Source organism: Xenorhabdus sp. PR6a (genome assembly GCF_028599065.1).
Lineage (GTDB): Bacteria > Pseudomonadota > Gammaproteobacteria > Enterobacterales > Enterobacteriaceae > Xenorhabdus > Xenorhabdus doucetiae.
In genome coordinates this window covers 17,989-32,392 of sequence record NZ_JAQRFJ010000044.1, presented here as the reverse complement: position 1 = coordinate 32,392, position 14,404 = coordinate 17,989, and the positions used below count along the sequence as shown (strand labels likewise).

10 protein-coding genes are annotated in these 14,404 nt (G+C 41.6%); all 10 read right to left on the bottom strand.

Going from position 1 to position 14,404, the window contains the following annotated elements:
- Nucleotides 1–248: 248 nt before the first annotated feature.
- A complete protein-coding gene (locus tag PSI15_RS12450) occupies nucleotides 249–1,247 on the bottom strand; it encodes a DNA-binding protein (protein ID WP_273583806.1) in 999 nt (332 codons plus the stop codon).
- Between the two features lie 104 nt (nucleotides 1,248–1,351).
- Nucleotides 1,352–1,714 (bottom strand): hypothetical protein, encoded by a 363-nt coding sequence (locus PSI15_RS12445; RefSeq protein WP_273583805.1) that lies wholly within the window; start codon nucleotides 1,712–1,714, stop codon nucleotides 1,352–1,354.
- The gene (locus PSI15_RS12440; RefSeq protein ID WP_273583804.1) at nucleotides 1,707–2,396 is read right to left on the bottom strand and encodes an AAA family ATPase; all 690 of its coding nucleotides are present in this window, start codon (nucleotides 2,394–2,396) and stop codon (nucleotides 1,707–1,709) included. Before PSI15_RS12440 ends, PSI15_RS12445 begins: the two co-directional genes overlap by 8 nt.
- A gap of 313 nt (nucleotides 2,397–2,709) precedes the next feature.
- Nucleotides 2,710–2,946, bottom strand: a complete 237-nt coding sequence (locus PSI15_RS12435; protein WP_273583803.1) for a hypothetical protein — start codon at nucleotides 2,944–2,946, stop codon at nucleotides 2,710–2,712.
- 1 nt (nucleotide 2,947) lies between these two features.
- Nucleotides 2,948–3,604, bottom strand: a complete 657-nt coding sequence (locus tag PSI15_RS12430; protein ID WP_273583802.1) for a hypothetical protein — start codon at nucleotides 3,602–3,604, stop codon at nucleotides 2,948–2,950.
- A complete protein-coding gene (locus PSI15_RS12425) occupies nucleotides 3,601–3,924 on the bottom strand; it encodes a hypothetical protein (protein ID WP_273583801.1) in 324 nt (107 codons plus the stop codon). The genes PSI15_RS12430 and PSI15_RS12425 overlap by 4 nt, the downstream gene beginning before the upstream one ends.
- Nucleotides 3,925–3,939: 15 nt before the next feature.
- Nucleotides 3,940–4,641, bottom strand: coding sequence for a hypothetical protein (locus PSI15_RS12420; protein ID WP_273583800.1), 702 nt, complete (start codon nucleotides 4,639–4,641; stop codon nucleotides 3,940–3,942).
- Nucleotides 4,642–4,652: 11 nt separating this feature from the next.
- Entirely contained in the window at nucleotides 4,653–4,979 is a 327-nt protein-coding gene (locus PSI15_RS12415; protein WP_273583799.1) for a hypothetical protein, read from the bottom strand.
- A gap of 69 nt (nucleotides 4,980–5,048) precedes the next feature.
- Complete coding sequence (locus tag PSI15_RS12410) at nucleotides 5,049–9,599, bottom strand: tail fiber domain-containing protein (RefSeq protein WP_273583798.1); 4,551 nt, start codon at nucleotides 9,597–9,599, stop codon at nucleotides 5,049–5,051.
- 81 nt (nucleotides 9,600–9,680) lie between these two features.
- Nucleotides 9,681–14,240, bottom strand: a complete 4,560-nt coding sequence (locus PSI15_RS12405; protein WP_273583797.1) for a phage tail tip fiber protein — start codon at nucleotides 14,238–14,240, stop codon at nucleotides 9,681–9,683.
- Nucleotides 14,241–14,404 lie beyond the last annotated feature (164 nt).

The window sequence follows — 14,404 nt, the reverse complement described above, 5'->3', positions numbered from 1 at the left end:
GGCGAAGCTCAACAGAATGGTTTTAGCGTACTCCATGCCGCTCAACAATGACCGCCAATTGCGTGACAAAATTTTGGACGGTTCCAGCTTACAACCCCTATTACTGACTCCATTAACACAGCACTATCCATCCGAAACACTAATTCAATGAATGTAGTATTTCAATTTATGAACGAATTAAACAATAATAATTTAAAGGTAGTAACTGCATAGTTAACAAAATTCCTTTAAAACAGTAAGTCTCACTATCATTGGCCATCATCAAGATGGCCTTTTTTTTCATCAAGCGTGGCTTCTAACTGGGCAATGAGCTTGTCACTGGCTTTGAGGGTCGCTTCATGGCTGGATAAGGTTTGGTTCAAGGCGCGGATGTGTTCTTCTGAAGACAGTTGCTGCTGGTGTGCCGCACCAAGATCACGCCTTAGCCTGTCCAATTCACTACTCAAGTGCCGTTTTTCTTTCTCTAACGCCTGGTTCGAGGCTTTTGTGTCGGTCATGCCACTTTCTAGGCGTGTAATCAATTTGTCATTGCCGACAAGAGTGGCTTCAAAACTGGCTAATTGTTTATTCAGGGCGGTAATTTCACCATTGAGGGTTTTATTCTCACGGATCAACGCGGCATTCTGAGTTTTTACCTCACCAACATACTCCTGATTGCCTTCCAGCTTTAATTCTGCTTTGGCTATTTCGGTACGTAATAGTTCATTATTCGTCACAAGGGTACGGTTTTCTTCTGATTGCGTATCCAGTTGTTGACGCAATTCCTGAACAATTACCCTGTTCGACTCCTGTTCCTGAGCCAGTTGTGACTTGAAGTGTTCCTGCACTTTCATTAACTCGGATTGAAGCTCCCGAATTTCCTTATCACGTTGTTCAAGCAGTGATGTTTGTTTATGCAGACGTTCTTCACTACGTGCTAGTTCCTCCAAGGCGATATCGCGCTGTTCATTAGCATCTTGCGTTTGTTCTTTATAACGTTGCTCCGCTTCGACACTGAACCGAGTGATCTCTTTCATGAAAGATTGAGTGAACTCCGACGAAAATCCCAGTTTATCGTAGAGTGATTGTTGATTCGCCTCGACTTCTTTCTTCCAGTTCGCAAAATATTTGTGGACAGTGCTGGTGCTGTTTACATCCGGTAGCATAGACAGTACCAGTCTCACTGTGGGTTTGGTGCCTTTTGCATACAGTTCATTGCAAATAGTGTTCACTCGCTCCTGAAGCAAATGGGTATCAGCCGCAGTCATTATTTCCCCCTCCTAACGATGAAATTAAAGTATAAACACCGAAAAGAACGAACACAATAAACGAACGAACAGCGTTCGTTTGTTCGATAAAAGATCGCTAATATTTACGGAATCTTTTTATCCAACTCATGGATTAAATCTTTAATCTGCTCCGGCTTCGTCTCTAAACTCGATTCTAACGCAGCTTTAATATCAGAGAAGGGTAATGCTGCAAGTGTTACTAAAGCAGCTCTAAACACGTCTGAGCGACTTAAATTGGCGCGCCTTGGAACAATCCGCAACAGATCAACAAGTTCGTGGTATTCGTCTTCCATTGAAACAGTGCGGCTTTTGATTATCTCATCACTGTTTTTACGGCGACCGCGCTGTTTAACCGTTTTTTCCTTCAATGAGGAATTACTCAAAAATTCCTGCATTGCTTCTTCACGATCTTGCTTTGCAAGTCCAGCCATAGGGTTCTTAGCCATCTACCTTTTCTCCATACACAAATTCTTTTACTAACAATTCAATTTCTTTCTCGGCTTTTTTATCGCGTTCTGTTTTTGGTAATTCAAAAATAGTGCGGCCGGCTTCCTCCGCATCGTCATAAACGTTACGGGCATAGATGTTGGTGCTTAGTGCTGACATACCGAAGGTTTCACACACGTCTTTTGAGAACTGGATTCTTGAGTACTGGTTCGGCAATGACGGGCATTGGTTCATGACAACACGAACCTTTAATTTTTCATTCAGTATTTGAGCTTTTGCGACAATACGATCAAGCGCCGCCAGTGAGCGAACGTCACGGCGCTTAGGACGGATAGGCAACAATAAATGAGTGGCGCAAAGCATTGCTTCACGCTGTACCTCTGAGTCAAAACCACCGGCGTCAATAACGATATAATCATACTGATCTTTAATGCCATCGAGGTATTTGATTACGTTGTCGGCGCGATAATGATAGGACAGCTTTTTAATATCCTCTCCCGCAGACATGCTTTCACGATCCTGACACCACTGATAGGTAGTTTTTTGGGCGTCAATATCGAGAAGGTGTACTTTTTTACCGGCCTTAACTAGCATGAAACCGGCAATTTGTTGTGCAATCGTACTCTTGCCGGGACCGCCTTTACCACCACCCACCAGTATGATTCTTGCGTTCTTACTCATGGTATTTGCCTTATCTGTTTTAGGTTATTCACGTACCGCTTTTATTGTTTTATACAAGATACCTTTGTTGTTTTCAAATTGGAAGAAAACCTATAAATAAAATCATTTAAAAAAATATATTATTTTTTTATTAATGTTGTTTAGATAAATGAGAAAAGGCGACTACTTGTCGCCTTTCTTCCAACCACAGAGTCTGTGACCTATCAAATTGTGTGTGAGTATTTCTCTTGCGGTAAGGTCAGTTAGTGTATCCTCTGATCCTATGTATATCGGAGATGCAGTTTCGCAGAACGCGGGGGAAGTGTTAGCAGTGTTATTTACGCATCCAATCGTTACGAAGCTCATCAACAACAGCGATGCTACTTTTAGATTGAACCTCATGCTCGACCTCATTCCTTGTATCAAGCGTGATTTTAAGCCGCTCAATTTCATCTTTGCGGCGTTTAATTTCCATCGATTTCTTTGCCGCTTTACCGCCCAAGTGATAGGCGGTAAAAAGGACAGCGATAACGGCCAATGCGGTGTATAAAAACGCTGTCAGCTTATTCAATTTATTTCCACCTTGGCATAGCGTCAGGGGCATAGGCAACAACCGCATGATCATTACTGATATAAGTGATTCCTGCGCCTCCCCATTGCTGATTAAAGTAACCAACAAATAACCCTCCTTCACTGTTTATCGCAGGAAAAGATATACTTTTGAGAGGATATTGATAGTGGTGACCGAAATTCATACTTAAAACCATACAACCTTCATAGCCCATAATAGGCTTGGGGTTAGCCATCGGGTGACCAAATTCAAGTTTAACAAAATCCTTTATCCGCAAAGGTGTTTTAGACGACGAATAAAACAACTCACCGTTTTCGTTATACATGTTTAATCCATAAATATCATTATTGTCACTCGCTTGAATTGGACGGTAAATATATGCTTTCGTTTCTGAACCAATAAGCATGAGTTTGATTTTTCCATCCCTAAACTCATAGTGTAAATAATTTTCTACTTTTGCAGGTTTCACGTGTCTTGAAAAAATCAAGTAATTTGATATAAGGTTTGGATATTCAGTAAGATGTATAACGTTTTTTCCCAAATAGGTTTTTATCTCACCCGGTATATATTCACTAAAATCGTATTCTTTTTCCAAAACGTAACATTTTGAACTCAATATACCCAACTCATTTCCATCTACCTCAAAAGATAAATTCATTTGTTTATCACCTTAAAAACAGTAATCACTGGAATAGACCAAGATGCCTGTAAAATATGACGACTACCATATTCCCAAGTTAGAGTGTCGCCAGCAATTTTTAAATTTCTAACAGAAAGGTAGTTCTTCATTCCACGTACAGGTACAAAAGTAGATTGAGACACGAAAGGGATGAGTTTGCCACCTCCTTGTAAAAAACGTGGGTCAATTTTGATGGATGTTGTTTTAAAATCCACTTGATCACTATATACAACATACCCAATAGATTTAGTGATTTCGTCAATATGACCTTCTAAGGTTCTGCATTCCAATCCAAACATAATTAACCCTACTCGTTACTCAATACCTTGTTTAAAACGTTTGACTTGCGAATATGCGATTACAAAGGCTACAGCAATCGTTGCAATCCCGAAGATAATGCGAACCACTGAACTACTGGATAAATGGCTTTCTGATTTCACTAGTGCGTCAGAAACTTGTGGCATGACTTCGGCAATCTGACCAATTCCCAAAGATGCCGCAACAGTTGCGCTGGCGGTTTCTTTTGTTACAGGCACCTTAGCGACCGTTTTGGCTTTCTGTACGATACCGGCGCGACGTAAGCCTTCGTCTATTACTTCACGGCTGTACCAGCTATTAATTGTTTTCAATCTACCCTGACCGTTTTCCTGACGAATAATAGCCTCCACAAGCGGGCGGATAATTCCGTATTTATGGAGATCAATATTCTGATCAGGACGTACTCCAACCATCTTACTGACGAATTGAATGTAGCTTTCGGTATGATTCTCGACAGCCGGCGCCCAACGTTCGATGATTTCTCGAACCGTGTCGATACGTGTACCATTGACCGCTTTACGTTTGTCATGATAAGTAATCAACGTCACGGCCAATGCGCGAATGCCGTAAGCCGCATCTACAAATGAACAAAAGCGTTTGTCTTGAGGGGCTTTGGTTAGCCCCTGCCATGACGATCCCATCTCAAGGTTGCCGGGATTGTTGTTTCGTATTCCGCGAGGTAATCCTTTACCAGTCATTGTAACTCTCCTTAGTTACCAATACCGTTCTTTAAGCCCCATGCCGCTAGCCCGAAAATAAGTGCAACGACAACGATAGAACCGATTTTTGATAGAATTCCTCCGTAAAATCCGCTGGATAGGTTATCCAAACGAACAAGGAGTTTTTCTAAATTTGCGTGTTGGATACTGTGTTGTGCCGCAGTCATATCGCCAAAGTAGGCTTTAAGGTGGCGTTCAACTTCCTCACCCACTTTGTCTTTTAATCCCTCGCGCAAGTCAGTAGCAATTTCCTTTGCGACCACTCTTGCGATGCGATCAATGATCTCTGGTGTTAATTTCCCCACCTCGTTAGCCATTTTAACCTCCATGTATTCGGCAATCGGTGTGGGGAATTTATAACATTTATTAACTTGATATGTAAGCAATTACCTATTATTTTTCAGTGCATCAACCTGTTTTTGCAGGTCTTTTACAGATTCAACCAATAACCCCATGACACTGTTATAGTTCAAACGCAACAAACCATTTTCATCTTTAGTCACTGCTTCCGGCAGTATTTTCTGAACTTCCTGAGCAATAAGGCCAGCAGAACGGCTACTATTGTTGTTATCATCAGATACGGTGTAAGTATAACCACTTAGCTTTGACAGTTTTTGGCTTGCATCACCGATTTTTGCAATATCTTTTTTAGCACGTTTATCTGATCTGATATAGACATCGTTAAAGTTACCATTACCTCCACAGTAAAATGAACCGTCAGTTTTCATCTGCCAATCGCCTCCGTGAACACCGTTATTAAACATCAAATGTCCATCAGGGTCTTTAAATATGTATCCGTCTATTTTAGAGCCATTATTAAAAATAATATGACGACGAAAAGCACCAGTTAAGGATAAATTACCTGACTTTTCAAAATAGCGACTATCAGATTCACCCTTCGTATAGCTTTCGCCTTTATTGGCAAAGTTACCTTTTAGTTGATATTTGCCATCCGCTTCTGCTTTAGAGTAAGAATGATCTTGAAATGCTAAAACCCCTGAACCTGTCGGCAAAGAGGCTACAGAAATATTGTTACCATTCGCTTCGCGATAAATAAAGTTTAAGGGCGCACTGCCATGAGGTGTCGTTTCAATTAACGCATAACGATTATCAGGTTTTTGAAGCTTAATCCCCGCATAATCATTAACCCATTTAGCCGATATGTAGCCAACTTTAAGTTCTTCTTGCGAGTTTTTTAAGGCGTACTTACCATCTGATTCACCTTTGGTATAAGCTACACCATTAGCCATACGGCCATTGATTTTTGCATCAATGTCACCTTGCGAGTATGTCCAGCTTGTAGTTGCAACTTGGTGCCAAGCATTCCAAGTATTGTTATCCCCATTTTTCGTTCTGAATTTAAGAACTTCCCCATTACCGTGGTATCGAGAAACAAGCTGTAAAACATAATTACTATTTAAGGCAAATGAAGCGCCTACACCTGTTTCTTGAGCACTGTTTGCTGCATCATGATAGACAAATGCAACCCTATTGTTCGGCCAGTTATTTAGATCAAAATTGTCGCCACCAGATTTACGAATTACATAACTGAGGCTACTGTAATTACGGCTATCAGATTCATCCTTAGTGTACGCACCTAAGTCACTCGCAGAAGGTTTATTTTTGGTTGTATAAAACTCTGTCCAAGGCTCCTCAAATCCATAACCATCCCTAGCCGAACGATAGGCTATACCATTATTCTTATATATTGATTTTAACTGGAGTGATGGCGTACTAAAGCCAGACGTTCCCATATTAAAATGAACAATTATCTGTGTATGGCCGCCGTAATTGGCATTATATACACCAGATGCCGCATTCCACGGGACGTTATCGTTTGAAACAGTTTCCGTTAATCCTTTGTGAAACGCCCCAACATCAGCCGCATTCAGCGTAATATCGGATGACAATAATTTTCCATTAATTTTTCGGCCATTAGGAACTGTGTTCTGATTGATTGCATAATCACCTTTCGGTTGATATTTACCGTCAGATTCACCTTTACTGTATACATCTAATTCACTAGGGGAAGGTTTATGATTTTCTGTATACACTTTAACCCAAGTAGGATCGCTTTCCTTAGTATTAGAAAACCCATAATAAATACGCCCATTGTTAAAGCCTGTCAAAAATCCGGCATAGCCCTGAGCCATATCACGGGCAGCGATAACGTGCCAATAAGCATGATCACCAAATCCATTTGGTAACTTGGCACTGTTTATATGCACCATTGTTGAGTAACCAATAGGCTGCGCCCAACCACCAGATTGAATAGTTTTCAAAGCAGTCCGTGACTTACCAAGGTTTGTTGTATCACTTTTTACGAAGTTTTGGTTAGTTTCGTCTTTAGTATACGAAGACCCAACAACAGAATAATTTCCTTTAGGCTGGTATTTACCATCCGCTTCTGCTTTAGAGTAAGAATAACCCTGTAATGCAATAACCCCCGTTTCTGTTGGCAAGGATGCAACAGAAATATTAGAGCCATTTGGTTCACGGTAAATAAAGTTTAATGGCGCACCACCATGAGGAGTCGTTTCAATTACAGCATAACGCTTATCAGGTTTTTGAAGCACCAAACCCGGAAATTGATTTCCACTATTTACGTATAAAATACCTGCTGTAAGCGCTTCTTTAGAATTTTTTAAAGCATACTTCCCATCTGATTCACCTTTGGTGTAATGCTCTTCTAATATGGCAGCCGTTCCCGACTTTTTGGGGTGTTTGAATTCACCAACATAGCGATCTCCGAGATTCGCCAGCCAACACGCCTCGCCATTTTTTGGCTCTATCCACGTTCTATCTTTACCCCTAGCCCCCGAAACAAATCCGGGACCATATAGATTTGTATCAATCGATAAATTCCCGTGTTCGTCGACTGCTGAGGCTAGAACGTAATTGTATGTTTTACCTTCTAATACCCCTTCAGGTAAGGTTTCTAGCGGTGTTGATAATTTGCCTACATTTAATACGGTGGCATTAGCCTGCTGTACATTACAAATCAAATCAAATGGGAAACCATGAAAATGAATATAAACATCATATTCATCATCTTTAGTATTGATGGTTGCCACTTTATTCGCAGCGCCATTGTTTGTTCTATAAAGAGAGGCATTAATCCCTTTGGGATAACCATTACCAGAACGCAAAACAATTTCAGACATAGCTGTTTGTGAATACTGACCAACATTAAAACCACTACCGCCAACAATTTCTATACGAACCGTACTGGCTCCCTGTGGCATAATAACTGTGGCTATTTTTGTCCAAGTTGCTACATCTGACCCCGTAGATATTACAACAGTCTTCCCTTTGAGGAGGTCTTCTTTTGTTTGTGCAGCAAGTGTTGCTCTATTGGCAGCATCCAATGCCTTGCTTTCTGAGGCTGCGGCTAATTTGGCTTTTTTGGTTGCCAAAGTAGCGGCTTCTTGTGCTACATTTTTTGATGATACCGCCACGCCTTCCGATGCTTTTGCTGATGCCTGAGAAGTGGACGCCAGTTGTGCTGAATGTGTGGCGTTAGTTTCAGAGGCTTTTGCAGCATCTTGAGAACTCTTGGCTGCTTTGACTGCATTGAGTACATTAGCTTCTGAGGCTTTTGTGGCAGTTTCGCTCGCCTTTGAGTTAGTTTCAGATAATTTTGCAGCTTTAGCTGCATTATCCGCAACTTTTGCATCATTCCCCATTTTCGCAAGAGTATTCGCCGCATCTTTTGCCGAATTTTCGGCTGCGGATTTAGATGCTGCGACATTAACTTCTGAGACTTTAGCATTTTTCTCTGATATAGCGGCATTGGTCTCTGATAATTTGGCATTAGATTCGGACGTTTTCGCCGATTTTGCAGAGATTAAAGCATTGGACTCGGAAGTCGCCGCACTAGTAGCTGCACCGATGGCTTTATTGGCTTCTTGTTCCGCCTTACTTGCAGAAAGAGAAGCATTAGAGGCAGATTTAGCTGAAGCCTCTTTAAATGATGCCGCGTTGGTTTCAGAGGCTTTTGCTGCTATTTGTGAACCTGATGCTTGTTTAGCTTTTTCAATCGCAGAATTTTCTGAGGCTTTGGCGTTAACTTCCGATGACTTAGCACCAACTTCGAATGATTTCGCATTCGTTTCTGAGGTCTTAGAGGCAAGTTCAGCTAATTTAGCTTCTTTCGCAAAATTAGCCGCATTAGTTTCAGAAATCTTTGCAGCCGATTGCGAAGCATTCGCCTCTTTAGCTGCATTAGCAGTGTTAGTTTCTGATGTCTTAGCCGCAATTTGTGAAGATGCCGCTGCTTTAGCTGAATTAGCAGCATTGATTTCAGATGTCTTAGCGTTATTTTCTGAAATTTTTGCCGACGATTGGGACGAGGACGCCGCAACTTGGGAATCCTTTGCTGCCTTAGCTGAATTAGTTGCCTTTGCTTCACTGGCTTGAGCTGCTGTTTGCGACTCTTTTGCTGCTTTCGCAGAACTAGCCGCATTTGCCGCTTGATTGCCGGCATCAGTAATCAACGCCCTATTTTTATCAAACCACTCAACGCGAGTTTTGTGTGCCGCATAGATAGTTTCCAGTGAATCAGCCGTAAATTTAGTACCATCATCTCGGATAATAACCACTGGTGACGGCGAAGTTAGCCAACGTCGAATCTCACGGGAATCGGTAGATATTGATTGCAATAGTGCCGAGAATCGTGCACTAAACTGCGATAAATCCCCTTCATAAGTGGTAATAATACGACAAGGTTGATCCTTGATAGAACCTCCCTTATAAGCCTCGACTAATGTGAGTTCTGTATCACTTTGAATACTTTCGATCTCATATAAGAGGTTGTCAGAACCAATGAGCACCATGCCTGGCATAACACCATATTTTGCCTGCGACCAAGAAGTGCCAACACCTTTAACTTTTTTGCTTTCTTTCTCAAAAGAATTAGTACCTTCCCTGTACCACATCCCATACCTCCTCATTTAAATAGACATTAAGTATTTGGATACCTATTATTTAGACAATATTATCACACACAATAATGCCATTTACAGCAAACCAAGCCTAACTCGCAAAACACCTTTTTCGTCATAAACATCAATGCGATTATTGGAGATATTTAAGCGGCCTTGTCCAGACGTTTGTCCGTTCATCTCCAACTGCCCATTCTTACCTAATCTCCAGCCTGTTCTTCCTGATGAATAGTTGTCAGATTGTAAATCGCCAACTTTGCCACTACTTATTGAACCATTTTTGATGTAAGCAGCATTCATGTAGGTAACGCCATTTTCGACAACAAACGGAGTGGTAATAACGCCGTTGTTTACGTTAACTAAACCAAACCGATCAGCCTGAACGAGAAATTGTGAAGCCGTGTTATTTACCCCTAATGCTAGGCCGGCTGCATAGTTTTTTCCGTCTTTGGTGGTTTCTATTTTCAGATTCCAAGAGGCAGAAATTTTTCCATTAATCTCGGCTACTGCTTTTGTGGTTTGCTGAATAATAGCAGTGTTTTCACTTAAGTTAGCTTGAACGGTGTCCACACGCTTACCAAGTGCTGAATCGCCGTTAGCACGAGCCGACTGTTCTGATTTTACAGCCACCTCATTAGCATTAGCTTTCGCCAAAACCTTAGAGATTTCCCCCGCTAACGCCTCATCTTTTGTCGTTCTGGCATTTGCTTCATTGGCAACCGCACTGGAAATGTCTTTTGTCGTTTTCGCACTTAAGGCATTGACTTGGTTTACCAGACTTTCATCGGCAGTTGTACGTGCTTTTTTTTCCGCCAACACTGCCGCTTCTATATCCTTGCTAGTCTGTGTCTTAAGGTGTTCAACACTTTGAGCCAGAGCGTTATTTTCGGTGACACGAGTACTTTTTTCCTTGTCAAGTTGAGCCTTAATATCTGTGCCGACTTCGCTTCTCAATTGGGTGATTTGTTTAGACAATGCTTCATCCGCATTTGCCCGTGTTTGTTTTTCCTCACTTAACTGCGCCTTGATGTTTTGGTCTACTTCGCTTTTTAGTTGTGTAACCTGCTTGGACAATGCTTCATCTGCATTTGCTCTTGTCTGCTTTTCCTCACTTAACTGCGCCTTGATGTTTTGGTCTACTTCACTTTTCAGTTGTGTAACCTGTTTGGATAGAGCTTCATCTGCATTCGCTCTTGTTTGTTTTTCTTCATTTAATTGCGCCTTGACACTTTGGTTTACTTCACTTGTCAGTTGCGTAATCTGCTTAGACAGTGCCTCATCAGTGCTTGCCCGCGTCTGTTTTTCCTCATTTAACTTAGCTGTGATATTTTGATCGACTTCACTTTTCAGTTGTGTAACCTGTTTGGACAGTGCTTCATCCGCATTTGCCCGTGTTTGTTTTTCCTCACTTAACTGCGCCTTGATGTTTTGATTGAACTCTGCGGTCATTGTTTCTATCTTTTGAGACAATGCCTGCTGTCCATCCACAATGACTTTCTGGTCAGTGAATATCTTGGCGTTGGTTTCACGTTGTTCCCTAACTTCTTCTTCACCCTTTAACGCAGTATCAATAGCTGCCTTAGCCACTGCTTCAACAGAACCAGAAACGCGAGCGATTGTCTTTTCGGCATCAACAGCCGTGGATTCAGCCCGTTTAATGACCGCATCATGGCTGTTTATTTTTGTTTCAATCAACTCAACTTTTTCAGTTGTCGCTTTGTCACCTTCAATACGAGCGTTTTTCTCTTCGAGTAAGACGGTTTCTATATTGCCTTTTGCCGTTTGAATCGCCTCTAACGTTGAAGCAAGCTTTTTATCCTGCTCCTCGACAGTATTTTTGATTTTGGTAATCTTAGATGCGTTGTCACCTGCATCTTGCAGGGCTTTTTTAGCATTCTCTTTTACCGTTTCAACGGAAAAATTTAGGCTCTCTTGAGAAACCTTAATTTCACCCGTTATTTTGCCAATCTCATCAATTTTCTTATCTGATTCATCGACTAGATCTTGAATCTCATCAATTTTTGTCTCCGATTTATCAATTAAATCGTGTATTGTACCGAGATCACCCTTGGCAGCTTTAGTGTCGATTTCTTCTAATAACTCTTTACCGAGTTCGCTTGAAGTAATCTTATTCTTCAAAAAAGACAGAACATCCTTCGTGGTTGCCTGCGTACCTAAATTAGAATTTACAGAGCCTAACATACCTCGTTTGTTGATCGCCCTGACCCAATAGAACCATGTTACGTCATCATCCAGACCTGAATGTGTAAAGGTTGTTGATGGAATCTTTGCCAGCAGACTCGCTGTTTCTAAGTTATTCGTTTTTGAACCATAAACGTAAATCGTATCTAGATCGATTGAGTCAGGATTTACCCAAGTCAGCACAATTTGTCTGTAGTCACCAACAGCGACCAGATTTCTAGGTGCTCCGGGAGGCATCAAAGTACCTAACGTCTTATAAACAGTCACTAAAGTTTCTGTTCGTCTGCCAGTAACTGAAATTGCAAATACTTCAATATCATAATTGGCATTGTCAGCAACATTTAGAATTTCACATTGGTTATCGGTAACTTCCATGCGAATCCAATTGTCTATCACATCACTGCGGCGATAACGAACAACATATTTAGGAGAACGCCCTTCCCAAGATACAATCAGTTTTACCGACAAATTACCGGGTGATGAAAGATAAGTTGTTTCCATCACCTGCAAACCAACCGGTTTGCTGAAAGTCGGGTCTAAGACGCTTGATTTAGGTGGAATGAGGATGGATCCACGGTCAATCGCTTCAAACTTAGACGGGTTGTGCTCAACACCAGTAATCTTAAACGTGCCTTTTTCATCGCTCTCTTTCACACTCAGAACACGAATTAAAACGGGTTCTAAATCAGGTTCAGTGATCGTCCAAACACCCATTTCTATAGGTTCATCACCTGTTCTAATGGGTTCTTTGAATGTTACAGTCTGATATTCGCCAGCCGGTTCAAGCAAGTTGCGATCTATCATACGGCTGTCAGCCGTTAAAAATGTGATGAATGCCCCTTCCTTATCGAGCCTTACTGGTGCATCCAGTGTTATGCTATTTTGAGTGAAGGATTTAATACGGCCTGAATTGCGCTTGCCAGAACGATATTTATCTTGCAGTTTTACCAACTCACCGGGAACCAGAAACGAACTATCAATCCCTGCCTCGAAGATAACAACATCTGTCTCCATTTTCGCAGTGTAAAGCAGCCACAGCCCCGTTCTGTATGCTTGTCCTCTGCTGGTACACCCAAACGCCAGTGACTCCGTTTTGCGGATGCCAAAGCGCTTCTTGGCCTCCTCGTCCTCGATGTATTCAACATTTTGTTTGTAAAGGTCATCTTTGTCGTTATAAGTAACAACGGCAACGGTCGGACGATCTTTTCGTGAAGACCCCTTACGAACGACTTTATCGATGATATTTGCTGCCGAAAACTGCATAACAGGTGTAGCTGGACTGTCTTGTCGAAGATTGATCATACCGCCAGCCCAAAACACCATGCCCCGGAATACTGATGCAATATCAGAGATAACCTTATACGCTTCCTGACGGCTTGCAATCACGGTGTTAATCGTGAACCGTTTTTCCATCCCGCCAAAACCGTCAGGAACTTCCTGATCGCAATAACGCCCTATCTGATAGAACTGTCCTTTATCGATCATTGATTCATTGACGAAATTCCCCAGACCGTATCGTTTATTGATAAGTAGGTCGTAAAGAATCCATGCAGGGTTAGATGATACCTGAATATCAAAACCACCATCCCAGTCACCCTGATAGGTGTTATCGGCAGGAAGATAGTTTGAAGGAACCCGGATTTTCATCCCCGAAACAAGATATGAGCGGCGAGGCATATTCCCGCCAAATTCCCGTGAATCAATGGTGATCCCAACAATCGCACTGTTAGGGTACGCCATTTTTGCAAATACGATTTCCCCATAGGATGCCACTACGGTTTTGTTATGCAGATAATCACTGTTGGTATCAGGTGTAAATCGAATGATCCGAATACGGTAGTTTTTGCCGGGCTTAGGCAAGTCAATAAAATATTCCCTCTGGAATTTCCCACTCGATTTTTTGGCAACTGTAATGATATTGTCTTCATGATCTAACGGAATTACAGGCTTAAACGAATTATCACCTATGGCTAATTGAAACTGGAATTTCACTTCTGCCCCGTTTATGTCCCCGTTTTCTTTGTCAGTCGAGGTTATACGGGGGAATTCCATAATTATCCGCACGCGATCGGCATCATCATTGTCAATTTGCAACGTCTTAGGTGTGGTTGTTTTAAGCTCTGTTGCAACATTATAAGGGGTTTCAATGTCGTCAAAACCCTCTATCGGGGCTTGGTTTTGCTCTCCCCGCCGCTCCCAAAACTTCACTCCATTGAAGTTTGATGAGCTATCAGGATTCAACAAAGGTACATTGTCCAAAAAAATAGACTGGCCGCCATTTTTCAGACCACCAATTGCACCTTCTCCCAACAGATCCAATATTGAAGCGAGTGTTTTAGATTCAACATTGTCGGGCGCTTCAACTGACTGCCTTGGCTTTTCACCACCACCACCACCACCGGCTCCCGCTATGATCACTCTTTCTTTTTTCACCGTAATCTCCATATCACAGTTAATAGGTATTTATCAACTTATTATAATGAATTAATTTATAATCGAATACAATTGTGAAACTATAAAGAAATAGTCGAGGTTTCGGAACAATAGAACGAAAAATACGGTTAAAAGGTCAATTTGGACAGCTAATTTATTTAAAA

Bases quoted from the DNA above. Each gene is read 5' to 3' on its own strand.
- PSI15_RS12450 (WP_273583806.1), bottom strand. From the start codon at position 1,247: ATGACTGCGGCTGATACCCATTTGCTTCAGGAGCGAGTGAACACTATT.
- PSI15_RS12420 (WP_273583800.1), bottom strand. From the start codon at position 4,641: ATGACTGGTAAAGGATTACCTCGCGGAATACGAAACAACAATCCCGGC.
- PSI15_RS12415 (WP_273583799.1), bottom strand. From the start codon at position 4,979: ATGGCTAACGAGGTGGGGAAATTAACACCAGAGATCATTGATCGCATC.
- PSI15_RS12410 (WP_273583798.1), bottom strand. From the start codon at position 9,599: ATGTGGTACAGGGAAGGTACTAATTCTTTTGAGAAAGAAAGCAAAAAA.
- PSI15_RS12430 (WP_273583802.1), bottom strand. From the start codon at position 3,604: ATGAATTTATCTTTTGAGGTAGATGGAAATGAGTTGGGTATATTGAGT.
- PSI15_RS12425 (WP_273583801.1), bottom strand. From the start codon at position 3,924: ATGTTTGGATTGGAATGCAGAACCTTAGAAGGTCATATTGACGAAATC.
- PSI15_RS12440 (WP_273583804.1), bottom strand. From the start codon at position 2,396: ATGAGTAAGAACGCAAGAATCATACTGGTGGGTGGTGGTAAAGGCGGT.
- PSI15_RS12445 (WP_273583805.1), bottom strand. From the start codon at position 1,714: ATGGCTAAGAACCCTATGGCTGGACTTGCAAAGCAAGATCGTGAAGAA.